General features: G+C 70.5%; 21 protein-coding genes. 12 read left to right on the top strand and 9 right to left on the bottom strand.

Translation table 11 applies throughout. The features are described from left to right. Positions 1-5: 5 nt before the first annotated feature. Entirely contained in the window at positions 6-1,148 is a 1,143-nt protein-coding gene (locus tag OG972_RS34965) for an 8-amino-7-oxononanoate synthase (RefSeq protein ID WP_266988422.1), read from the bottom strand. A 144-nt stretch (positions 1,149-1,292) separates the two neighbouring features. Here OG972_RS34965 and bioB point away from each other — a divergent pair, with 144 nt between their 5' ends. From bioB to OG972_RS34945, 4 genes are all read left to right on the top strand, one after another. Beyond that, positions 1,293-2,477 carry a biotin synthase BioB gene (gene bioB / locus OG972_RS34960; protein ID WP_266988420.1) on the top strand — a complete coding sequence of 395 codons (1,185 nt, stop codon included), beginning with the start codon at positions 1,293-1,295 and terminating at the stop codon, positions 2,475-2,477. Further along, on the top strand, positions 2,470-3,774 hold the full coding sequence (locus tag OG972_RS34955) for an adenosylmethionine--8-amino-7-oxononanoate transaminase (RefSeq protein ID WP_266988418.1): 1,305 nt from the start codon (positions 2,470-2,472) through the stop codon (positions 3,772-3,774). Before bioB ends, OG972_RS34955 begins: the two co-directional genes overlap by 8 nt. A 1-nt stretch (position 3,775) precedes the next feature. Continuing rightward, a complete protein-coding gene (gene bioD, locus OG972_RS34950) occupies positions 3,776-4,471 on the top strand; it encodes a dethiobiotin synthase (protein WP_266988416.1) in 696 nt (231 codons plus the stop codon). Between the two features lie 139 nt (positions 4,472-4,610). After that, positions 4,611-5,294, top strand: coding sequence for a class I SAM-dependent methyltransferase (locus OG972_RS34945; protein WP_266988414.1), 684 nt, complete (start codon positions 4,611-4,613; stop codon positions 5,292-5,294). Positions 5,295-5,323: 29 nt separating this feature from the next. Here the strand turns inward: OG972_RS34945 and OG972_RS34940 are convergent, their stop codons facing one another. The 3 genes from OG972_RS34940 to OG972_RS34930 all read right to left on the bottom strand — a co-directional run bounded on the left by OG972_RS34940 (position 5,324) and on the right by OG972_RS34930 (position 6,469). Then, positions 5,324-5,809: a hypothetical protein gene (locus OG972_RS34940; RefSeq protein ID WP_266988412.1), complete on the bottom strand. Its 486-nt coding sequence runs from the start codon at positions 5,807-5,809 to the stop codon at positions 5,324-5,326. Between the two features lie 64 nt (positions 5,810-5,873). Then, positions 5,874-6,245 (bottom strand): fic family toxin-antitoxin system, toxin component, encoded by a 372-nt coding sequence (locus OG972_RS34935; RefSeq protein WP_266988410.1) that lies wholly within the window; start codon positions 6,243-6,245, stop codon positions 5,874-5,876. Further along, positions 6,242-6,469: a hypothetical protein gene (locus tag OG972_RS34930; RefSeq protein WP_024493431.1), complete on the bottom strand. Its 228-nt coding sequence runs from the start codon at positions 6,467-6,469 to the stop codon at positions 6,242-6,244. The genes OG972_RS34935 and OG972_RS34930 overlap by 4 nt, the downstream gene beginning before the upstream one ends. A 119-nt stretch (positions 6,470-6,588) precedes the next feature. Between OG972_RS34930 and OG972_RS34925 the strand changes: the two genes are divergently transcribed. The 5 genes from OG972_RS34925 to OG972_RS34905 all read left to right on the top strand — a co-directional run bounded on the left by OG972_RS34925 (position 6,589) and on the right by OG972_RS34905 (position 11,652). Continuing rightward, a complete protein-coding gene (locus tag OG972_RS34925; RefSeq protein ID WP_266988408.1) occupies positions 6,589-7,470 on the top strand; it encodes an LLM class F420-dependent oxidoreductase in 882 nt (293 codons plus the stop codon). A 54-nt stretch (positions 7,471-7,524) separates the two neighbouring features. After that, positions 7,525-7,950 carry a GNAT family N-acetyltransferase gene (locus tag OG972_RS34920; protein WP_266988406.1) on the top strand — a complete coding sequence of 142 codons (426 nt, stop codon included), beginning with the start codon at positions 7,525-7,527 and terminating at the stop codon, positions 7,948-7,950. A gap of 196 nt (positions 7,951-8,146) precedes the next feature. Beyond that, entirely contained in the window at positions 8,147-9,484 is a 1,338-nt protein-coding gene (locus OG972_RS34915) for a hemolysin family protein (RefSeq protein WP_266988404.1), read from the top strand. Then, complete coding sequence (locus OG972_RS34910) at positions 9,481-10,500, top strand: hemolysin family protein (RefSeq protein ID WP_266988402.1); 1,020 nt, start codon at positions 9,481-9,483, stop codon at positions 10,498-10,500. Before OG972_RS34915 ends, OG972_RS34910 begins: the two co-directional genes overlap by 4 nt. Positions 10,501-10,809: 309 nt before the next feature. Next, positions 10,810-11,652, top strand: a complete 843-nt coding sequence (locus OG972_RS34905) for an SGNH/GDSL hydrolase family protein (RefSeq protein ID WP_266988400.1) — start codon at positions 10,810-10,812, stop codon at positions 11,650-11,652. Positions 11,653-11,957: 305 nt separating this feature from the next. Here the strand turns inward: OG972_RS34905 and OG972_RS34900 are convergent, their stop codons facing one another. From OG972_RS34900 to OG972_RS34880, 5 genes are all read right to left on the bottom strand, one after another. Beyond that, a complete protein-coding gene (locus tag OG972_RS34900) occupies positions 11,958-13,106 on the bottom strand; it encodes a glycosyltransferase (protein ID WP_266988398.1) in 1,149 nt (382 codons plus the stop codon). Between the two features lie 381 nt (positions 13,107-13,487). Continuing rightward, complete coding sequence (locus OG972_RS34895) at positions 13,488-14,249, bottom strand: hypothetical protein (RefSeq protein WP_266988396.1); 762 nt, start codon at positions 14,247-14,249, stop codon at positions 13,488-13,490. Continuing rightward, complete coding sequence (locus tag OG972_RS34890) at positions 14,246-14,872, bottom strand: RNA polymerase sigma factor (protein ID WP_266988394.1); 627 nt, start codon at positions 14,870-14,872, stop codon at positions 14,246-14,248. The genes OG972_RS34895 and OG972_RS34890 overlap by 4 nt, the downstream gene beginning before the upstream one ends. Before the next feature lie 178 nt (positions 14,873-15,050). Then, on the bottom strand, positions 15,051-15,485 hold the full coding sequence (locus tag OG972_RS34885; RefSeq protein ID WP_266988392.1) for a hypothetical protein: 435 nt from the start codon (positions 15,483-15,485) through the stop codon (positions 15,051-15,053). A 123-nt stretch (positions 15,486-15,608) separates the two neighbouring features. Then, a complete protein-coding gene (locus OG972_RS34880) occupies positions 15,609-16,175 on the bottom strand; it encodes a L,D-transpeptidase family protein (RefSeq protein WP_266988390.1) in 567 nt (188 codons plus the stop codon). Between OG972_RS34880 and OG972_RS34875 the strand changes: the two genes are divergently transcribed. The 3 genes from OG972_RS34875 (at position 16,162) to OG972_RS34865 (ending at position 21,076) form a co-directional block, all read left to right on the top strand. Beyond that, a complete protein-coding gene (locus tag OG972_RS34875; protein ID WP_266988388.1) occupies positions 16,162-16,446 on the top strand; it encodes a hypothetical protein in 285 nt (94 codons plus the stop codon). The two genes, OG972_RS34880 and OG972_RS34875, sit on opposite strands and share 14 nt — an antisense overlap. A gap of 441 nt (positions 16,447-16,887) precedes the next feature. Then, a complete protein-coding gene (locus OG972_RS34870; protein ID WP_266988386.1) occupies positions 16,888-19,605 on the top strand; it encodes an FG-GAP-like repeat-containing protein in 2,718 nt (905 codons plus the stop codon). A 241-nt stretch (positions 19,606-19,846) separates the two neighbouring features. Further along, on the top strand, positions 19,847-21,076 hold the full coding sequence (locus OG972_RS34865) for an APC family permease (protein WP_323135959.1): 1,230 nt from the start codon (positions 19,847-19,849) through the stop codon (positions 21,074-21,076). Position 21,077 lies beyond the last annotated feature (1 nt).

Below are 21,077 nucleotides of genomic sequence, written 5' to 3'. Positions count from 1 at the left end.
CTCCGTCAGGTCAGTGGCGCGGTCCGCAGGACGGTCGCCACCGCGGTCGCGATCTGCGCCTCCGTGAGGTCGGCCCGCGCGGTGAGCCGCAGCCGCGAGATGCCGTCCGGGACCGACGGCGGGCGGAAGCAGCCCACCGCGATCCCGGCCGCGCGGCAGTCGGCCGCCCAGCGCACCGCCGCGTCCGGCGAAGGTGCCCTGACCGAGACGACTGCGGCGTCGGGGCGTACGGCGGTCAGCCCCTCCGCGGTCAGCCGTTCGTACAGTGCGGTGGCGACCGTACGGGCCCTGCCCGCGCGTGCCGGCTCGCGGCGCAGCAGGCGCAGGCTCGCGAGAGCCGCGCCCGTCGCGGCCGGTGCGAGCCCGGTGTCGAAGATGAAGGTGCGGGCCGCGTTGACCAGATGGTCGATCACCCGGGCCGGGCCGAGGACGGCTCCGCCCTGACTGCCCAGGGACTTGGAGAGGGTGAGGGTGGTGACGATCCCGTCACCACCCGCGAGACCGGCGGCGGCGAGGGCGCCGCGCCCGCCCTCCCCGAGCACACCCAGACCGTGCGCGTCGTCGACGAGCAGCGCGGCGCCCTCCGTACGGCAGACGTCGGCCAGTTCCGGCAGCGGCGCGGCGTCTCCGTCGACGGAGAAGACCGAGTCGGTGACGGCCAGGGCGCGGCCGCCGTGCGCGCGCAGCTCCTTGGCGACGGCTTCGGGATCGGCGTGGGGTACGACGACGGTGTCCGCCCGGGAGAGGCGGCAGCCGTCCACGATGGAGGCGTGATTGCCCGCGTCGGAGACGATCAGGGAGCCACGGCCGGTGAGGGCGGTGAGGGCGGCGAGATTGGCCGCGTAGCCGGAGGAGAGGACGAGGGCCGCTTCGAAACCGCAGAATTCGGCGAGTTCGCGTTCGAGCTCGGCGTGCAGCGCGGTGGAACCGGTGACCAGCCGGGAGCCGGTGGCGCCCGCACCCCACCGGTGCGCGGCCTCGGCGGCGGCAGCGGTCACCTCGGGGTGCCGGGTGAGGCCCAGGTAGTCGTTGCTCGCGAGGTCCAGCAGTTCCGGCTCGGCGGGCCGGGGGCGCAGAGTACGGACGAGCCCGGCGTCCGCACGGCGGCGCGCCTCGTCATCGATCCAGTCGAACGGGGCGAAGGACATGGCGGCGGTCCCTTTTGTAGGCAGCTCACAGAGCCTAACCGGGGGCGCGGCCCGTCATGGTGTGGCAATACACACATGCTCTGTGGGCTCTGTTGTCCGGTTCCTCCTTGGCTGCGGGCGGTGCCGTAAGCCAGGATCGTGACCATGGACCTCCTGAACACGTTGGTGGACAAGGGGCTGCGGCGCGAGCTGCCGACCCGCGAAGAAGCGCTCGCCGTGCTGGCGACCTCGGACGACGACCTCCTCGAAGTGGTGGCCGCGGCCGGGAAGGTGCGCCGTCAGTGGTTCGGCCGACGGGTGAAGCTGAACTATCTGGTCAATCTCAAGTCCGGGCTCTGCCCGGAGGACTGCTCGTACTGCTCTCAGCGGCTCGGCTCGAAGGCCGAGATCCTCAAGTACACCTGGCTGAAACCGGACGAGGCGTCGAAGGCCGCCGCCGCCGGGGTGGCGGGCGGCGCGAAGCGCGTCTGTCTGGTGGCGAGCGGCCGCGGTCCGACGGACCGGGACGTCGACCGGGTGTCGCAGACGATCGAGGCGATCAAGGAGCAGAACGAGGGCGTCGAGGTGTGCGCCTGCCTCGGTCTGCTCTCCGCCGGGCAGGCCGACCGGCTGCGTTCTGCGGGCGCCGACGCGTACAACCACAACCTCAATACGTCCGAGGGGACGTACGGGGACATCACCACCACCCACACCTATGCGGACCGGGTGGAGACCGTCCAGCAGGCGCAGGCCGCGGGACTCTCGGCGTGCTCCGGGCTGATCGCCGGGATGGGTGAGAGCGACGCGGATCTGGTCGACGTCGTCTTCTCGCTGCGCGAGCTGGACCCGGACTCGGTTCCGGTGAACTTTCTGATTCCGTTCGAGGGGACCCCTCTCGCCAAGGAGTGGAACCTCACCCCGCAGCGCTGTCTGCGCATTCTGGCAATGGTCCGGTTCGTCTGCCCGGATGTCGAGGTCCGGCTCGCGGGCGGCCGAGAAGTGCATCTGCGCTCGATGCAGCCGCTCGCCCTGCACCTGGTCAACTCGATCTTCCTGGGCGACTATCTGACCAGTGAGGGCCAGGCGGGGCAGGCAGATCTGGACATGATCGCGGACGCCGGTTTCGAGGTGGAGGGCGCGGGTACGACGACGCTGCCCCGGCACCGTACGGACGCGGCGGCCGAGGCGGAGACCGGTGGCGGCTGCGGCTCGCACGCCGGGGGCTGTGCGCCCTGCGGTGACGTGACCGACGAGCCGGGGGACGCCGAGGCCGGGACGCCGGGCGCGCGTACGGATCTGGTGGCGGTCCGCCGTCGTGGCGCGGGAACGGATCTCGCACCCAATGCCTGAGCCCCTCTCCCCGGCCGAACTGCGGGCCCTGGACCGGGACCACGTCTGGCATCCGTACGGCCCGATGCCTGGCCGGCAGGAGCCGCTGGTCGTGGAGTCCGCGTCCGGGGTACGTCTGCGGCTCGCCGAACCGGCCCACGGGCAGGGCGAGTTGGTCGACGGCATGTCGTCCTGGTGGTCGGCGGTGCACGGCTACAACCACCCGGTGCTCAACGAGGCGGCGCGTGGCCAGCTGGACCGGATGAGCCATGTGATGTTCGGCGGGCTCACCCATGAGCCCGCCGTGCGGCTGGCCGCCAGGCTGGTCGAGATCACACCGGAGCCGCTGCGCCATGTCTTCCTCGCCGACTCGGGTTCGGTGTCGGTCGAGGTCGCGGTGAAGATGTGTCTGCAGTACTGGAACTCGACCGGAAAGCCCGCCAAACAGCGGCTGCTGACCTGGCGCGGCGGCTACCACGGGGACACCTGGCAGCCGATGTCCGTCTGCGACCCCGAGGGTGGCATGCATGAGCTGTGGTCGGGCGTGCTGCCCCGGCAGGTCTTCGCCGACGAGCCGCCGGGCGGCTTCGACGAGGAACCGGATGAGACGTACGTACAGCATCTGCGGGGGCTGATCGCGCAGCATGCCGATGAGCTGGCCGCGGTGATCGTGGAGCCGGTGGTGCAGGGTGCGGGCGGGATGCGGTTCCACTCCCCCGGCTATCTGCGGGTGCTGCGCGAGGCGTGCGACGCCCATGACGTGCTGTTGGTGTTCGACGAGATCGCGACCGGTTTCGGGCGTACGGGGAAGCTGTTCGCCGCCGGGCATGCCGGGGTCTCCCCCGACGTGATGTGCGTCGGCAAGGCGCTGACCGGCGGCTATCTGACGATGGCGGCGACCCTCTGCACCTCACGGGTGGCGGACGGTATCTCGAGCGGCAAGGTCCCGGTGCTTGCGCACGGGCCGACCTTCATGGGCAATCCGCTGGCCGCAGCGGTGGCCCTCGCCTCGATCGATCTACTGCTCGGCCAGGACTGGCAGCAGGAGGTCAAGCGCCTGGAAGCGGGGTTGCTGGGCGGCCTGGCCGGGGCCCGCGCGATCGCAGGTGTACGGGATGTACGCGTTCTGGGCGCCATCGGCGTCGTACAGCTCGATCACGACGTGAACATGGCGGCAGCCACCGAGGCCGCGGTCCGTGAGGGCGTGTGGCTGCGCCCGTTCCGGGACCTGATCTACACGATGCCGCCGTATGTGACGGGCGACGACGATCTGGCGCGAATCTGCCGTGCGGTGTGCGCGGCGGCGCGGGAGGGCTGAGATGTCGGTACTGATGGTGAGCGGTACGGGTACGGAGATCGGCAAGACGGTCGTCACGGCGGCCGTGGCCGCGGTGGCGGTCGCCTCCGGGCGTTCGGTGGCCGTGCTCAAGCCTGCCCAGACGGGCGTTGCGCCGGGCGAGCCGGGCGATGTCTTCGAGGTGCGCAGGCTTGCCGGCGAGACGGTGACCGGCCTCGAACTGGCCCGGTTCCCCGAGCCGTTGGCGCCGGACACGGCCGCGCGGCGGGCGGGCCTGGCGCCCGTGCGCCCGGAACAGATCGCGGAGGCAGCCGAGAAGCTCGCCACCGAGCACGATCTGGTGCTGGTCGAGGGCGCGGGAGGGCTGCTCGTACGGTTCGACGACGCAGGCGCCACGCTCGCGGACGCGGCGCGGCTGCTCGGCGCTCCGGTCCTGGTCGTGGCACCCGCAGGGCTCGGCACGCTCAATTCCACCGCGCTGACCTCGGAGGCGCTGCGGACGCGTGGGCTGGAGTGCCTGGGCGTGGTCGTGGGCAGCATGCCCGCCGAACCCGATCTGGCCGCGCGCTGCAATCTCGACGATCTGCCGGTGGCGGCGGGCGCGCCGCTGCTGGGCGCCGTACCGGCGGGCGCGGGCGCCCTCGCGCCCGCCGAATTCCGTGCCCGGGCGGCGAGTTGGCTGACCGCGGAGTTGGGCGGCAACCGGACCGCCGACTGACGGCTGAGTGGCCCGGGACGGGGCAGAATCGAAGTAGCCGTACTTTGCCGGCCGGGTTTCTCACGTCGGGCAGCTCCGGTCGGGCGGTCCCGCCCGACCGAGCCGCCCGGTGCAGCCGGTCCTGTCGAGGAGGTCCGTCATGCATCTGCGGAGCACGAAGATCCCGAAGGACGCGGTGCACCACCCGGTCTTCGCCCGGTTCTACGCCCGCATGAGTGTGGCGGCGGAGACCAGGGCCGGGATGGCGGCCATTCGCTCGGAACTGCTCGCCGGACTGTCCGGACGCATCATCGAGGTCGGTGTGGGCAACGGCCTGAACTTCGCCCACTATCCGCCCGCCGTCTCCGAAGTGGTGGCGATCGAACCCGAGCGCACCCTGCGGCAGTTGGCGGTACGGTCCGCGCTGCGTGCCGGCCTTCCGGTGGATGTCGTGCCGGGTGCCGCGGAGGCGCTGCCGGTGAAGAGCGAGGCGTTCGACGGGGCCGTCGCGTCACTGGTGCTGTGCACCGTACGGAATGTCGAGCGGTCGCTCGCGGAGATCGAGCGGGTGCTGCGTCCCGGCGGGGAGCTGCGCTTCTTCGAGCATGTGCGGGCCGATGACCGCGCCATGGCGACGGTGCAGCGGGCACTGGACCGCACGGTGTGGCCGCTGCTGGGCGGCGGGTGTCATACGGCCCGGGACACGCTCACCGCGATCGAGGAGGCCGGGTTCGTGGTGGAGGCGTACCGCAAGGTGAAGATGCCGGACTGGGGGATCCGGCTCCCTACTTCTGAGTGCGTCCTGGGCGTGGCCCGTCGGACGACCGTGGTGGACACCTCCTGAGGCGTGCGGCCTGTCTTCCGGATCAGGCGCTAGTCGTCCTGCTCAAGCCGGTCCGCGAGCGCCCGCAGCGCGTCGGCGAGGTCCTTCTTCGTGGGCAGCTCGTCGATCTTCTTGCCGAGCTCGTCGATCCGCTTCTCCAGGTCGTCGAGGCTCGCCGGTTCGCTGGGTGCGGGGCTGCCGGTGGGATCCGGGCTGTCGGTGGGATCCGGGCCGACAGTGGGGTCCGGGGCTCCGGTCGGGCTCGGCGCATCGCTCGGGCTGGGGTCGACACCGCCCGAACCGCTCACGCTGCCGCTATCGGAGCCGCTGCCGTCCGTGCTGCCGCCGACGGTGCTGCCGCCGACCTCGCCCGTGCCGGGGTCGGACGTCGCGGTGGGGACAGGGGTCGGATCGGCCGAGCCGTCGTCCGGCGCGCCGACGGCGATCGCTCCGCCGACTCCGAGCACCAGGGCCGCCGCGGCACCCACGACCGCGACCGTCATCCGTTTCGCACGTGTGTTCCTTATGTGTGTCATGCGCCGGACGTTAACGATGCTTCACGACGGAAGGCGGCATTCCAGGAGACTCACACAACAGGATTCACAGACTCCACTGCCGCAGTTCGTCGGCGATGGCCCGGACGTCGGCCTTGCCCTCCTTGACCAGTCGGGCCAGGTCTCGCACCTGCTCGGCCGAAGTGATGACCTTCAGCCCGGAGGCGACGAGATAGCCGTATGCGACGGCCGAGGCGAACAACGCGTTGGAGTGTTCGAGCGCGGGGACATGCAGGAGCAACTGCAGGAGCGCGGCAGCCCTGGAGTGCGGATCGCTGTAGACGGCGCTGCCGAAGATCTCCGCCTCATGGCGGGCGACCGCGGCGACGAGCGCACCCCAGTCGACGACCTGCGGGTCACCGGGCGTCTTGTGCTCGGCGACCATGAGCAGCCAGGAGAGGTCGATCCGGAGGTTCAACGGTTGCCTTTGCGCTCCGGGCCGAACTCCTCGGCGAACACCGACTCGTACTGCTTCATGAAGTCGGCAGCGGCTTCGACAAAGGTGTGTCCGACTTCGCCCGCATCCTGCTTGACGAGTTCCTCTATGTAGCGGTTCACGCTCATCCCCCTCTGCAGCGCGCGCTGCCGCGCGGCCTCGGCGGTGGCCTCGTCCACTCGTACGTTCAGCTGAGTCTTGGGCACATCACCAAGCTAGCGCGGGATTGCTAGCACCGGCAAGGGGGCCGTTCGGCGTACGGATGCGGCTCGCCCTTGGCAGAGTAGGTGGACCGTCCATCGAATGCCCGGCGCAAGGAGAGTTCATGGCGAGGTCGTTCCGATTCGGAGTGAACATGCTGACGCCGACCGGTGGGCACGAGTGGCGCGCCCGATGCCGCCGCGCGGAGGAACTCGGCTACGACGTCATCCTGGTCCCCGACCATCTGGGCATGCCGGCCCCCTTCCCCGCGCTGGTGGCCGCCGCGGAGGCCACGGAGCGGCCCCGTGTCGGCACCTTCGTACTGAATGCCGCCTTCTGGAATCCGGCGCTGCTGGCCCGCGAGGCGGCCGGTACGGATGCGCTGACCGAGGGACGCCTGGAGCTGGGAATCGGGACCGGATACGTCCGCGAGGAGCACGACCGGGCGGGCATCGAGTTCCTCTCCCCCGGCGGCCGGGTGGATCATCTGCGACATACGGTCGAGGAGGTGGACCGCCTGCTGCGCGACGACACCCGACTGCCGAGGTCCGCGCAGAAGCCCCGGCCGCCGTTGCTCATCGGCGGGAACGGGGACCGGGTGCTGCGGCTGGCGGCACAGTTTGCCGAGATCGTCGCGTTCACCGGGGCCGTCGGCGACCGGAACGGCACACTCACACCCCTCACCGCCGGGCAGCTCGACGAGCGTGTCGCCGCCTACCGGCGATTCGCCGCGGGACGGGAGAGCCCAGCCGAACTGAATCTGCTGATCCAGTACGTCCGGGCCACCCGCGACCGTCGTGCGGCCGTGCGCGAAGTGCTGCCGAAGACACCTCACCTCGACGAGGACCAGGCGCTGGCCCTGCCTCTGTTCACGGTGGGGACGGTCCGGCAGATGGCCGAACAGCTCAGAGAGCAGCGGGAGCGCTACGGCTTCTCCTACCTGGCGGTACTGGAGCCGAACATGGAGGCGTTCGCCCCGGTCCTCCAGGAACTCGCGGGGAGCTGACCGCATGGCGGAATTCGTTCGACGGTGCGGCGGGCCCGATGATGGGGTAAAAGGATGAATGATCTCGCGATCCGCGCAGCGGCACCGGTCGACCTCGACGCCGTCCTCGCCTTCTGGAAAGTGGCGGCGGAAGGCACCAGCATCAGCGACGACCGGGACGGTATCGAACGGCTAATCGCCCGCGACCCCGGAGCCCTCATCCTCGCGGAACGTTCCGGCGAGCTCGCCGGAACGGTGATCGCGGGCTTCGACGGCTGGCGGTGCCACCTCTATCGGCTCGCGGTCCATCCGGACCAGCGGCGGCAGGGCGTCGGCCGGGCGCTGCTGACGGCGGCGGAGGAACGATTCGTACAGCTGGGCGGACGGCGTGGCGATGCGATGGTGCTGAACCGCAACGAGCTCGCGCACCACGCCTGGCATGCGGCGGGGTATGCGCCCGAGCCGCAGTGGAGCCGCTGGGTGAAGCACCTCAAGGACTGAGACCGAGGGCTGGGACGCTCGCGGAGATCACCCGCGCGCGGCACAACTTTGCCCGTCCTTTACCATGGATGTTCATATGACCGCCCCTTCCCGAAAGGTGTGAGCGTCCGCCCATGGGCGAGCCTCCCAGTAGCCGACATCGCCGACGCCAGGCGAGCCTCCTACCCCTGCCCGATCATGGGACGGAGGTGAACCGATGACCGAAGTGCTTCTGCTGCTCGTGGCGGTCCTGCTCTCACTCGCCTGCGGTGCCTTCGTCGCCGCCGAGTTCTCGCTGACCACGGTCGAGCGCGGCCAGCTCGAACGAGCCGTGGAGCGGGGTGAACGGGGCGCGGCGAGCGCCATGAAGGCGGTGCGCAGTCTCACCTTCCAGCTCTCCGGCGCACAGCTCGGCATCACCGTCACCAATCTGGTCGTCGGCATGCTCTCCGAACCGTCGATCGCGAAGCTGATCCGCGGCCCGGTGGAGGCCACCGGCCTGTCCCCGAGCGTCTCGTCCTCGCTGGCGCTGGTACTCGGAACAGCGCTGTCCACGGTCTTCCTGATGGTCGTGGGCGAACTCGTCCCGAAGAACTGGGCGATCTCTTCGCCGCTCGCCGTGGCGAAGGCCGTGGCCACCCCGCAGCGTGCCTTCACCGCGATCTTCCGGCCCTTCATCAGCCACCTCAACAACACGGCCAACCGCATCGTGCGCCGGTTCGGTCTCGAACCGGCCGAGGAGCTGGCCTCCGCCCGCAGCCCGCAGGAGCTGGTGGCGCTCGCCCGTCACTCGGCCAAGGCGGGCGCGCTGGAGGCGGACACGGCGGAGCTGTTCGTCCGTACCCTCAATCTGGCCGAACTGACCGCGGAGAACGTGATGACCCCGCGGGTGCAGGTCACCGCGCTGGAGGTGCAGGCGACCGCCGAGGACGTCGCCAATGCCACTCGGGCGACCGGATTGTCCCGCTTCCCCGTCTACCGGGGCAGCCTCGACACCGTCGTCGGTGTCGCGCACATCAAGGACGTCCTGGCGATCCCGGCCGAGGAGAGGTACCGCAAGCGCGTGTCGGAGATTTTGCGCGAACCCCTGCTCGTACCGGAGAGCCTCACGGTGGACCGGCTGCTCGACAGGTTGTCCAGCAAGTTCCCGATGGCCGTCGTCATCGACGAATACGGCGGCACAGCCGGCGTCGTGACGCTGGAGGACATCGTCGAGGAGGTCGTCGGCGAGGTGCGCGACGAGCACGACCCGCACGAGACGCCGGACCTCGCACCGGCAGGTGAGGACGCCGACGGGCGCACCCTGTGGTCGGCCGACGGCGCCGCCCGCATGGACCAGTTGCGGACGATCGGACTGCGGGTGCCGGACGGACCGTACGAGACACTCGCCGGACTGATCGCCACGGAAGTCGGCCGGATCCCTGTCGTCGGTGACTCCATCGAGCTGGCCGGCTGGCGTCTCGACGTCGTGGACGCCTCCGGGCGCCGCGCCGCACGGGCGCTGCTGCACGCACCGCTGCCCGGCTCCGACGACGAGACGGAGGACGGACAGTGACTGCCGTCCAGCTCTTCATCGGTCTGTTGACCCTGGTCGTCAACGCGTTCTTCGTCGGCGCGGAGTTCGCGCTGATCTCCGTGCGCCGCAGCCAGATCGAGCCCCAGGCGGAGGCCGGGAACCGGCGTGCGCGGAGCGTCATCTGGGGCCTGGAACATGTGTCGGCGCTCCTCGCGGCGGCTCAGCTCGGCATCACGCTCTGCACGCTGGTCCTCGGTATCGTCGCCGAACCGGCCATCGCGCATCTGCTGGAGCCGGTCTTCGACGTGGTGGGTGTGCCGCACGGACTGGTCCATCCGATCTCGTTCGTGATCGCGCTGTCCTTGGCGACGTATCTGCACATGCTGCTCGGCGAGATGGTCCCGAAGAACGTCGCACTGGCCGAGCCGGTACGGACCGTGCTGTTGCTCGGTCCGCCGCTGGTCACCCTCGCCAGGGCCCTGCGTCCGGTGATCTTCACGGTCAACGCCTTCGCCAACATGCTGCTGAAGCTGCTGCGGGTGGAGACGAAGGACGAGGTGTCCTCGACGTTCTCCGACGACGAACTGGCCCGGCTGGTGCAGGACGCCGGTGACGCCGGGCTGGTCGACGACCGCGCCGCCGAGCGGCTGCACCACGCACTGGAGCTGGGCCGTCGCCCGGTACGGGACGTCGTGCTACCGGTCGAGCAGGTGGTCTACGCCAGGATCGGGACGACACCCGAGGAGCTCGAACGGCTCTCGGCCGAGACCGGATTCTCGCGCTTCCCGGTAATGGACAGCGAGCAGCGGATCCTGGGGTACCTCCATGTGAAGGACGCCCTGGACGTCGCGCCACGCGATGTGCCGTTCCCGGTCACGGCGATGCGGCCGATCGCCCGGGTGCGGGCGGCGACGCCCCTCGACGACGTGCTGACCGCGATGCGCCGGAGCCGTACGCACCTGGCGGCAGTGCTCGACGAGGACGACAGGCTCGCCGGCATGGTCACGATGGAGGATGTGCTGCGCGAGCTGGTCGGACGGCCGCAGGCACGCTGACGGAACCATGGCAGTCTCCACCGCACTCTGAATGATGTGCCCTGGTCGTAGGGCTCCTCATGCTCATTCCCGCCTGTTGCCGACCGGGCTGCACACCGCGCCCGGCCTCGTCCGGTCGGCCCTGCCGATCGCCTTCGCGCAGGTCCCGTGCGGCCGGCTGCCGCGGGCACGGTGGCCGGCCCGGAGCTCGGGGACGGTCGTCGCGGGTTCGGGCTGAGGCCGGCCCTCAGCGACTGCCCGCGCCACCGGACGCGGGGCGCGGCTCCGCCCGGAAGGTGCCGGGCGCCACCGCGATACGATCCCATGGCCATGGAAATGAATGCCTCCTACACCAGTCTTGTCGCGGTCGGCGACTCCTTCACCGAGGGCATGTCGGACCTGCTGCCCGATGGCTCGTACCGCGGCTGGGCCGATGTCCTCGCGGGCCGGCTCGCCGCCCGCACCCCCGGGTTCCGGTACGCGAATCTCGCCGTGCGCGGGAAGCTGATCCGCCAGATCGTGACCGAGCAGGTCGATGCGGCCGCCGCCATGCAGGCGGACGTCGTCACGCTGGTCGGCGGTCTCAACGACACCCTGCGGCCCAAGTGCGACATGGGCATGGTGCGCGGCCGGCTGGAGGAAGCCGTGGAACGCCTCGCGCCGTCGTGCAAGAAGCTGGTGCTGATGCGCAGCCCGGGACGCAACGGACCGGTCATGGAGCGCTTCCGCCCCCGCATGGAGGAGCTGTTCTCCCTGGTCGACGAGTTGGCGGACCGCCACGGTGCGCTGGTCGTCGATCTGTACGGGGCACCGGCACTCGGCGATCCCCGGCTGTGGGACGTCGACCGGCTGCATCTGACGGCCGAGGGACACCGCAGGGTCGCCGAGGCGGTCTGGCAGACGCTCGGACTGCCACCGGAGGACGACTGGCGGACGCCACTCCCCACCACGGTGCCCCCGCGGTGGGCGATACGGCGCGTCGACGACCTCCGCTTCGCGCGGCAGCATCTGGCGCCGTGGATAGGGCGGCGTCTGACCGGCCGGTCGTCCGGGGACGGACGGACCGGCGCCCAGTTCAGCGCTGAGCTGGGGAAGGCATTCTGGGTCACCCCCGAGGACGCCGTCGCCCCGGGCCCGGTGGCGACCTGGCGCCGGGTGGACGGCGCCCGCTAGTGCCCCTCCCGGCAAGCTTTGCCTTGTCGCGCCGCCCGGCACGCCCGCTCGCCGCGTCGGCCAAAAGCCCTGGTACCGACCGCTGACTTCCTCCACCAGCTCGACCAGGGGCACTCTCGGCTCGGCTGTCAGACATACGTGTCCCGACGCGTGCCCGTCCTCGGCGCACTCAAGGTGCCCGGTGTCCGGCCGGACGAGGGCCTGGGTCGCCGCGAGCAGCTCTCGTCGGTTCATGAAAGACAGTCAACCGTCCGGCACTGACAACCGGGCGTCGCGGGCTGCCGCGTGCTCGTATGGGCGATGCGTCAGGCGTGGCAGCTGCTGCAGCTGCCGGCCGTGAGGTGCGGACCCCTCCGCCAGTCCGGGGGCGACGCCCACGAGGCGGTCCGCGCGGCCTGCCGCCGCTCCGCGAACTCCCGGTTGGTGAGCGTCTGTCGGCGATAGGCGTCGGGGAGATCCGGCATCGACAGCAGCCGGTCGCAGGCCCGGAGCGATCCGTCGATGTCACCGACCCAGCAGGCGGTGACCGAGTACTCGAAGAGCAGCCCCCACCGGTACACCCAGGGCTGGACGAACAGCAGGTCGTCCGGCGCTTCCCGGTCGAGTCCCGTGCAGACGAAGGCGTGCGCGGCGTGATGGCGGCCGAGGCCGCGCAGCCGCGAGGAGAGTTCGTAGCAGGCTTCGAGCCGTTCCGGGCGGGCCTCCCAGGCGCGCGAGAAGGCATCCATGGCGGACGGCCAGTCGTCGGAGTCGGCTCTGAGGATCCCGGCCTGCAGCAGCGAGCAGTACACCTCTTCGCTCCAGCCCCCCATCTGCGCACGGCGCTCGTACAGCGCGATCGCCTTCTCCCTCTCGCCGAGGTCGCGCATGGTCTGGGCCAGATAGAAGACGGTGCGGGTATTGGCGGGGTCGCGTTCGAGCTCGGCGCCGAGCAGCCGTGCGTCACGTTCGAATTTGTCGTGCCGCGATCCTCCGTCGTCGTGGTCCTCGATGACGAGAGCGTCCAGCAGCTCCTGGTCGTCGCGCTGGTCGGCGGTGAGGAACTCGTGGGCGACGCCTTCGTACCGCCAAGCGATGTCACCGCGGACCAGGCGCTTGCTGCGGCACTCGGTCGCGCCCTCGTGCCGCAGCAAGTACGAGTCGGCGGTCAGCAGGGGCAGTGGACCGGCCCTGCGGACCACCAGGTCGGCGTCCAGGAGAAGCAGGTAGTCGGCTTTGGCGTGCGCACGCCGGATGTTCAGGCTCCGGTTGTGGCCGAAGTCCACCCAGGGGTCCTCGTGGAGTTCGCCAGGGATGCCGTCGAGTGCGGCACGGATCAGCCGTTGGGTTCCATCGGTCGAGCCGGTATCGGAGATCACCCAGGTGTCCACCAGACCGCGGACGGAAGCGAGGCAGCGCTCGATGACGCGTGCCTCGTTCTTGACGATCATGCACAGGCAGATGGACGGCTTCATGGCAACACCAATCCCCGGCAAGTAGGTCCGAGAGACGTTAGGGAAACTGCCCGGGAAGGTGGTGGCGGCACGCCGGAGTCGGGCACCGAAGTCACCGCCGCGCGGGTCTCCCACGGCATCGCGGCCCGTCACCCGGACAGTCACGCCGTTGCCGCTGCCGACCGGACGAACCAGGTCGATCGGGCCCTCTTCCACGCCGACTCCCGCCCCTCAGAAGGGTGATTCGGCAATCCGTCCCACCTCCCAGGGACCGCCTCAGCACAGTCCGAGGGATCGTCAGACCGGGCCCGAGCCGTCCGGCCCGAAGCGCTCCTGACCGAGCCCAGCCATGACAGCGTGGTTGTGCCCCACCGGGGGTGAACTCCCCGTCCAGGGCCTGTTTCAGCGTGCGGTGGAGTCGCTCTGGGCGCCGTTCCGGTTGCCCTTCACCGATTCCGAGGTCTGTCCAGGGTCCGGTACCTCCGACTTCCCCTTGTCCGTCCGGTCCTTCTCCTTCGATGTCTGGGGACCGAGAAGCCCGTCGCAGTAGCCCGGCACCGCCGATGCGCCACCGGCCGCAGCCTCCAGGCGGTCGAAGGCCGTGGCATCCGCGGCCTTTCCCTTCCCCTGAACCAGGCGGTACGCACGGCAGTGCGCCTCGTCGTCCTGTGCCTGGACCGGGTGGCCGGCGGAGCGACCGGCGCCCGGCAGATCCGTCGGCCCTTGTTGTGTACGGCCTGCGGCGGGATTCGGCGCACCTGACTGGGGGCTGCCGGGCGCATCGGATGCGGCGGAGGAACTCCTCGCGGGGTGTGCGGGACGCGTCCGGTCGTGCTCATCGTCATCGAACGGCGTCGGCATCGCGCCCGACCCCGCAGCCACCGCGACCCCGCCGAGCGTCGCCGCGGCCGCGAAGCCGACGATCATCGCCCGCGCCGAGCGGACGAAGCGCAGCCGCTCGACCGGTCGCCAGTCATCGCGTCTGCGACGCCGCAGCGGCGACACGGGTGCGAGTGCCCCCTCGTCGCGCGCCGACCGGAAGGCATCAAGCGCTCGCTGCTCGGCTACGGGGCCGGCCTCACCGGAACGTTGCACGGCTGCCAGCAGAGCGCCCACTTCGGGGGATACCGGCGCATCGGTCGCCTGTGGCGATTCATCTCTCATGTCTCATCTCTCAGCGTGCGGCGCGACGCAGACGTCACACTGCCCGACCCTCCTGATCCCAGATGCTCGGCCAGTCTCTTCAGTCCACGGTAGGCGGAGGTGCGTACGGCCCCCGCACGTTTGCCGAGCACCCGCGCCGTCGCGGGACCGTCGAGGCCGACGACGACACGGAGCAGAACGGCTTCCGCCTGCTCCCGCGGCAACTCGCGGATGAGCGCGAGCGCCTGCTGGGTGGAGAGCGTCTCCAGGGCGGATCCGGCAGTGTCCTGACTGTCCGGCAGTTCGAGGATGTCCTGCTCCAGAAGTGCGGTGCGCGGCCGCCGGCGCTGCTTGCGCAAGTGGTCCAGCGCCCGGTGCCGGGCGATCGTCGCGGTCCAGCCGCGAAACCCCGCCCCGTCCCCACGGAACCGTCCGAGGTCACGGGATATCTCCAGCCAGGCGTCGGACGCCACGTCCTCGCCGTCCTCGCCGACCAGTCCCCGTACATAGCCGAGCAGCCCGGGATGAACCAGCCGGTACGCCACGGCGAAAGCTTCCTCGTCACCTTGTTGAGCCCGCTCCACCGCAGCGCCGAGCTCGGCGTCGTCCATCTGCCCGCGGCGCTGTTCCCCGCCTTTGGCCACACTTTCCTCTTCGTACCGACTGCGTCCGACGTATACCGCCCCGAAACGGCTCACCGGGCCCTCGTTCCTCGGCCCGTCCACCCCTCTACTTCCTCTGCGTGACAGCACACAGAAATGTCACAGTCAGGGGGTTCGCGATGCGAGGGCAATCTGCTGCGCGAGTCCGGATCCGCCCAGGTCACAGGGCGGCGACGGGGCGACGGGCGCGCCCGTGCAGCAACATGTAGAAGCGCTGGAGCGACTCCTCCGATGCCGACTCGAATCGGTTCGCCACCTTCCCGATCGGGTTCCAGACCCGCCCGTCGGGCATGCGGACACCCGCCGGCTGTCCGAACAGCTCCCGCTGGCCGCCGTCGAGGTCCACCCACCGGCCGCCGGCCCGGCGCACCATGACTTCGCCGGTGTACGCGCCCAGCCCCCGCAGAAACGGCTCGACCTGTGCCCGCTCCGGCCGGCTGTGCCGCAGCCCGTCGACGATCAGGTCGACGAGCCGCAGGCTGACCACGGAGTAGTCGAGCGGCAGTCGGTTCCGCTCGGTCAGCTGCGCGACGAATCGCGTGACATAGGCACGCATCTCCGACACCGCAGGAAGCTTCTCAAGATCACTATCCATGCCTGCCCCAGCGACGGACGGCCGGAGAGCATCACAGGTATCGGACGTGTCTGTTCTCATACGGCGAATTCCAGCCAGTCGTACAACCCACCGCCCTCTCACGCGTCGGCGGGCCCCACCGCATCAGCCGATGGCGATACGCGGATGGGCGGAGGGCTTGATCCACGCCATGATGCTGTCCATGGTGGCGCGCGGCACCGAGACGCACCCCGCGGTCGCTCCGCTCCCGTTGACGTGAAGGAAGATTCCGGCCCCGCGACCGGGGGTGGCCGGCCAGCGGTTGAAGTTGATCACCAGTGCCTTGGCGTACTGCGTCGGATAGTTGACAAGGTGTTCACTCCCCCGGTCGCCGGTCTCGACAAGGGGGAAGTCCGCACCGGCGGAGGAGTGCATCGAGTTGTAGTACTTCGACTCCGGGTCCTCCACCCACCAGTGGCTGGAGTTGACCCGGGTGTACGGCATGGCCGTGCCCCCGGCCTCGACACCGAAGCCTTCGGTGATGGTGTACGTCCCCGAGGGCGTGGTGTACGTGCTCTGCTTGCGGGTGGCACCGTCCACGACACCATTCGACCCGACCCGGCCGCTCGTGGAGAGAACCGATTTCCAGCCGGCCGAACCCTTGGCCCACGCCGTGACGGTGGCGTACGAACCGCTCGCCTTCACGGTGATGAGCTGCGTGGCGTCACCCACGGAAGCGGGCACGGGGAAGGAGGGCGCCGATGTCGGTGCCTGGGCGCCCCCCGTACCGCCGTCCGCATGCGTCCCCGTCCCACCGGCGGACGGCGAACGATTGCCGGACGGCTTCACGGATACGGAGGCGGACGCAGAGGCGGAGGCCGACCCGGAAGGGGACGCGGAGGCGGAGGCCGAGACGGAACTGCTGGGAGAGTGGGACGCGTTCGGCACCTTCGCAGCCTCGCTCCGGGAACTCGGCACGACATCTGCGGCAGAGGCGCCGTGATCCTGCCGACCGCAGGCCGACGCCAGGAGCATGACGCCGGTAACGGCCATGACGATGGGCATCTTTCGGGAAAAGGGCAGCACGGTGCATTCCTCCGGGGACAGGTGAAGTGGGCGTCCCGGCCGCCGACGAGAGAGACGGGGAGAAGGCGGGACGGCGAGAGCGACGCGGTTATATATCAGCCCGTCATCGACACGCGAGCCCGCGAACATTTCGGACGAATCACCACCGGCTCGGCTACAGGTGGTCCAGCCACCCCATCCCCGCCCCTGCTGTCACCACCCAAACCATGATGTACGACACGCGAGGCCGAGCTGTGTGACGTTTCGACACCTCCATGCGCTGGGTAACCCAGACCGCCTGTGTGACGGGTGTGCTGCCAGCAAACTTCTCTGAGAGGTGGGGCATTTGAGCCCGCGCACGTCGCATGCGTACAGACCGATGAGCCTGAAACGCCGCGCCTGGCTGACCGTCGGCGCCGTCGTTCTCGGCGGGGCCGGTGTGGTGACGGTCGCCATCGCGAATCCGTCCGACGGCACGGCCGGTCCCAAGGGCCCAAAGGCGCGTCCGGCGACGCTGCGGTCGCTCGCGATCAGCGGTGGCACCGCCACGGAGCGGCAGTTGCCGACCACCAGCACGGCGCCGTTCTCACTGGTCGGCATCGGCTGGGACGGAACGGCGAAGGTGGACGCCACCGCTCAGGTCCGTACACGGTCGGCCGACAAGGGCACGTGGTCCTCCTGGCGCGAGCTGGAGGTGTCCCCCGACGGACCGGACGGGCGGGAGCAGGCTGCCGCGCACCGCGCCACCGAGCCGCTGTGGGTCGGAGCGTCGGACGCCGTACAGGTGAAGGTGGGGTCGGGGCGGCAGGGCAAGGCGCTGCCGAAGGGCCTCAAACTGCACGTGGTCGACCCAGGCGTCAGCAAGGCGGAGTCCAAGAACCCTGCGGGGGCGCCCCTCGCGCCCGGCGGTCCTGAGAATGCGGCGTTCGCACTGGAGGGGACCCCGACGCCCACGGCGTCGGACACCGCCGGTGCTCCCACCGACACCGCCACGCCGACCGGTCCCGGAACACCGTCGGCCACGGACGCCGCCTCTCCGACGGAGACCGCTGCCGTCACCCCGACGCAGACGGCCACGGTCACCGCGACGGAGTCCATCACCGCAACGCCCACGGACACGGGCACCCCGACTCCCATACCCACAGCACGGCCGTCGACGGTCAATCGGCCGCCGATCATCAGCCGTGCCCAGTGGGGCGCCGACGAGTCGCTGGTCGAGGATCCGCCCGAGTACATCGACAAGGTGCAGGCGGTCTTCATCCACCACACCGTCGACACGAACAACTACAGCTGTGGCGACTCGGCCGCGATGGTCCGCGCGATCATGACCTACCACGTGAAGACCGACGGCTGGAACGACATCGGCTACAACTTCCTGGTCGACAAGTGCGGTCAGATCTTCGAGGGCCGCGCCGGCGGCGCCGACCTGCCGGTCAAGGGCGCCCACACGTACGGCTTCAACTCCTACTCGACGGGCATTTCGCTGCTCGGCAACTTCGAGACGGGCAAGCCGACTCCGGCCGCGCTGCAGTCCGCGGCCCGCATCGCCGCCTGGAAGCTCGGTCAGTACGGCGTCAGCCCCACCGCCAAGGTGACGCTGACCCGTCTCGTCACCGATGCCGACGGCAACACCGCGCCCGACGGTGACGTCACGTTCAACACCATCGCCGGACACCGCGACGGGTACGCCACCAAGTGCCCCGGCACGTACCTGTACTCCAGGCTCAGTGCCATCCGGACGCACGCCACCAACGGCACCCGCAACGCCGCGATCCCGACCACCGACTTCAACCGGGACGGCATCACCGACCTGATCGTCGGCCTCCCGAAGGCGGCGAGCAGCGACGGAAGCGTCACCGTACTGCCCGGCACCGAGGACGGCCCGAACTCGGCGGCGAAGCGGACGCTGAACCAGAACAGCGCGGGCGTGCCCGGCAGCTCCGAGGCGGGCGACCAGTTCGGCTCGTCCAACGCCTGGGGCGACGTCAACGGCGACGGGTACGCCGATCTGGTCGTCGGCGGGCCCGGCGAGGACATCACCCAGGCCGACAACGGCACGGTCGTCGTGATGTACGGTCCCGGCCTCACGACCGGCAAGGGCTACTCGGTCACGTCGTCCGGGCGGATCGGCGGCGAAAAGCTCGGTACGACCGTCACCACCGGTGACTTCGACGCCGACGGCAAGGCCGACATCTTCTCCGTCGCGCCGGGCAAGCCCGGCCGCTGGTGGGCCTGGGACGGCAAGACCGGCGCAGCAAAGTCCGGATATCTGAACACCACCGCCTACACCTCCGCGGTCAGCTACGCGGCCTCGGTCACCGGCGACTTCAACAAGGACGGCTACGCGGACACTGCCGTCAGCTACCGCGACCCGAGCGGCATCGGGCGCCTGCTGTGGCTGAAGGGTTCCACCACTGGTCTCCAGCGGGTCGGCATCCTCGACGCCCGCGGCGGACGTTCGCTGGCCGCCGGTGACATCAACGGCGACGGTGCGACCGACCTCGCGGTCGGCCAGCCCTCCGCCACCGAGTCCGGGCACACCGCCAAGGGCGGCGCCGTCACTGCGGTCTTCGGTTCGGCGACCGGCCTGACCTCGACCGGCCGCAAGACCATCCACCAGGACACCACCGGCGTACCGGGCGGCGGCGAGACCGGCGACGACATGGGGGCGTCCGTCTCCATCGGCGACGTCAACCTCGACGGGCACGGCGACATCCTCACCGGTGCCCCGGGCGAGGACATCACCCGCGGCGGCGTCAACCAGAGCAACGCCGGACAGGTCTTCCTGATCCGCGGCTCCGCCACTGGTCCCACCGGCACCGGGGCCGTCGGATACAGCCAGGACACCACCGGCATCCCCGGCTCCACCGAGCCGAACGACCGGCTCGGCTCGTCCGTGTCGCTCACCGATCTCTCCGGCTACTCCCGGGCGGACATCGCGATCGGCGCGGACGGCGAGGACGCCAACAACGGCACGATCCTGCAGCTGGACAACACCAGCACCTCGGGCATCGACACCGGCACCGGCCTCAATTACGGGGTGTCGGCGCTCGGTTCACCCACGGGGATCCGGATCGGGCTGAATCTGGCCCCGTAACTCCCGTCCTCTCCCGCACACGGACCCCGGAGCCCCTCGGCCTCACCCGAGGGGCTCCGGTCATACGTGGGCGCGGCCACCGCCTCGTCACCTTCGGTCTGTACGGTGCGCCCCTACGGACAGCGGCTGCGAGTGAAGGCAAAGGGTGAGTGGCGTGGCAGGTGTGCCCGGCGGTGGTGCGGTCGGCGCTGACGGGTCCGACGGCGGTGACGCGTCCGACGGCGGCGGACTCGGACGGCGACTGGGTGTGTTCGACGCGGTGGTCATCGGACTGGGGTCGATGATCGGGGCCGGTGTCTTCGCCGCGCCGGCACCCGCCGCCGCGGCGGCCGGGTCGGGGCTCCTGATCGGGCTGGGTGTGGCTGCGGTCGTGGCGTACTGCAATGCCACATCCTCGGCTCGGCTCGCCGCCCGCTATCCGGCCTCTGGCGGTACGTACGTCTACGGGCGTGAGCGCCTGGGAGAGTTCTGGGGCTACCTGGCCGGCTGGAGCTTCGTCGTCGGCAAAACCGCCTCCTGCGCAGCCATGGCCCTGACGGTCGGCGCCTACGCCTGGCCGGGCCAGGCCCATGCTGTGGCGGTCGGCGCCGTGGTGGCTCTCACCGCCGTGAACTACCGGGGTGTGCAGAAATCCGCAGGGCTGACCAGGGTGATCGTGGCGGCGGTCCTTGCGGTCCTGGCCGCCGCCGTCACCACGTGTCTGACCGGCGACACGGTCGAGCCGTCCCGGCTGGTGCCCGGGGCCGACGCCACGGCGGGCGGGGTGTTGCAGGCGGCGGGGCTGCTGTTCTTCGCCTTCGCCGGATACGCCCGCGTCGCCACGCTGGGCGAGGAGGTCCGCGATCCGGCCCGCACGATCCCCCGTGCCATCCCTCTTGCTCTGGGCATCACCTTGATCGTGTACACGGCGGTGGCCGTGGCGCTGCTGTCGGTGCTCGGGTCTGACCGGCTCGCCGACGCCGCGGCTCCGCTGGCGGACGCGGTCCGCGCGGCCGGCGCGCCCGGCCTGGCGCCGGTGGTCCGCATCGGTGCGGCACTCGCCGCACTGGGTTCCCTGCTCGCCCTCCTCCTCGGCGTCTCCCGTACGACGCTGGCAATGGCGCGCGACCGTCACCTGCCGCGTGCCCTGGCCACCGTCCACCCTCGGTTCGCCGTCCCGCACCGCGCAGAACTGTCCGTAGGCGCGGTCGCCGCCCTCGTGGCCGCCACCGGCGATGTCCGGGGCGCGATCGGGTTCTCCTCGTTCGGCGTCCTGCTGTATTACGCCGTCGCCAACGCGGCCGCCTGGACCCTCACGCCGTCCGAGGGCCGCCCTCCACGTGCCGTTCCGGCCCTCGGCATGGTGGGCTGCCTGGTCCTGGCATTCACGCTTCCCCTGCATTCGGTTCTGTCGGGCGCATGCGTGGTGCTGGTCGGCGCGACCGCCTATGGCGTACGCAAGGGCAGGCGCCCGCACCCTCCGAGTCGCTGAA

This window comes from Streptomyces sp. NBC_01669 (assembly GCF_026339735.1).
GTDB lineage: Bacteria > Actinomycetota > Actinomycetes > Streptomycetales > Streptomycetaceae > Streptomyces > Streptomyces yanii.
The sequence above is the reverse complement of the archived record's forward strand: the minus strand, read 5'-3'. Positions and strand labels throughout refer to the sequence as shown.

Excerpts from the sequence above, each read along its gene's own strand:
- OG972_RS34965 (WP_266988422.1), bottom strand. The coding sequence starts at position 1,148 with ATGTCCTTCGCCCCGTTCGACTGGATCGATGACGAGGCGCGCCGCCGT.
- bioB (WP_266988420.1), top strand. The coding sequence starts at position 1,293 with ATGGACCTCCTGAACACGTTGGTGGACAAGGGGCTGCGGCGCGAGCTG.
- OG972_RS34955 (WP_266988418.1), top strand. The coding sequence starts at position 2,470 with ATGCCTGAGCCCCTCTCCCCGGCCGAACTGCGGGCCCTGGACCGGGAC.
- bioD (WP_266988416.1), top strand. The coding sequence starts at position 3,776 with ATGTCGGTACTGATGGTGAGCGGTACGGGTACGGAGATCGGCAAGACG.
- OG972_RS34945 (WP_266988414.1), top strand. The coding sequence starts at position 4,611 with ATGCATCTGCGGAGCACGAAGATCCCGAAGGACGCGGTGCACCACCCG.
- OG972_RS34940 (WP_266988412.1), bottom strand. The coding sequence starts at position 5,809 with ATGACACACATAAGGAACACACGTGCGAAACGGATGACGGTCGCGGTC.
- OG972_RS34925 (WP_266988408.1), top strand. The coding sequence starts at position 6,589 with ATGGCGAGGTCGTTCCGATTCGGAGTGAACATGCTGACGCCGACCGGT.
- OG972_RS34920 (WP_266988406.1), top strand. The coding sequence starts at position 7,525 with ATGAATGATCTCGCGATCCGCGCAGCGGCACCGGTCGACCTCGACGCC.
- OG972_RS34915 (WP_266988404.1), top strand. The coding sequence starts at position 8,147 with ATGACCGAAGTGCTTCTGCTGCTCGTGGCGGTCCTGCTCTCACTCGCC.
- OG972_RS34905 (WP_266988400.1), top strand. The coding sequence starts at position 10,810 with ATGGAAATGAATGCCTCCTACACCAGTCTTGTCGCGGTCGGCGACTCC.
- OG972_RS34900 (WP_266988398.1), bottom strand. The coding sequence starts at position 13,106 with ATGAAGCCGTCCATCTGCCTGTGCATGATCGTCAAGAACGAGGCACGC.
- OG972_RS34895 (WP_266988396.1), bottom strand. The coding sequence starts at position 14,249 with ATGAGAGATGAATCGCCACAGGCGACCGATGCGCCGGTATCCCCCGAA.
- OG972_RS34885 (WP_266988392.1), bottom strand. The coding sequence starts at position 15,485 with ATGGATAGTGATCTTGAGAAGCTTCCTGCGGTGTCGGAGATGCGTGCC.
- OG972_RS34870 (WP_266988386.1), top strand. The coding sequence starts at position 16,888 with ATGAGCCTGAAACGCCGCGCCTGGCTGACCGTCGGCGCCGTCGTTCTC.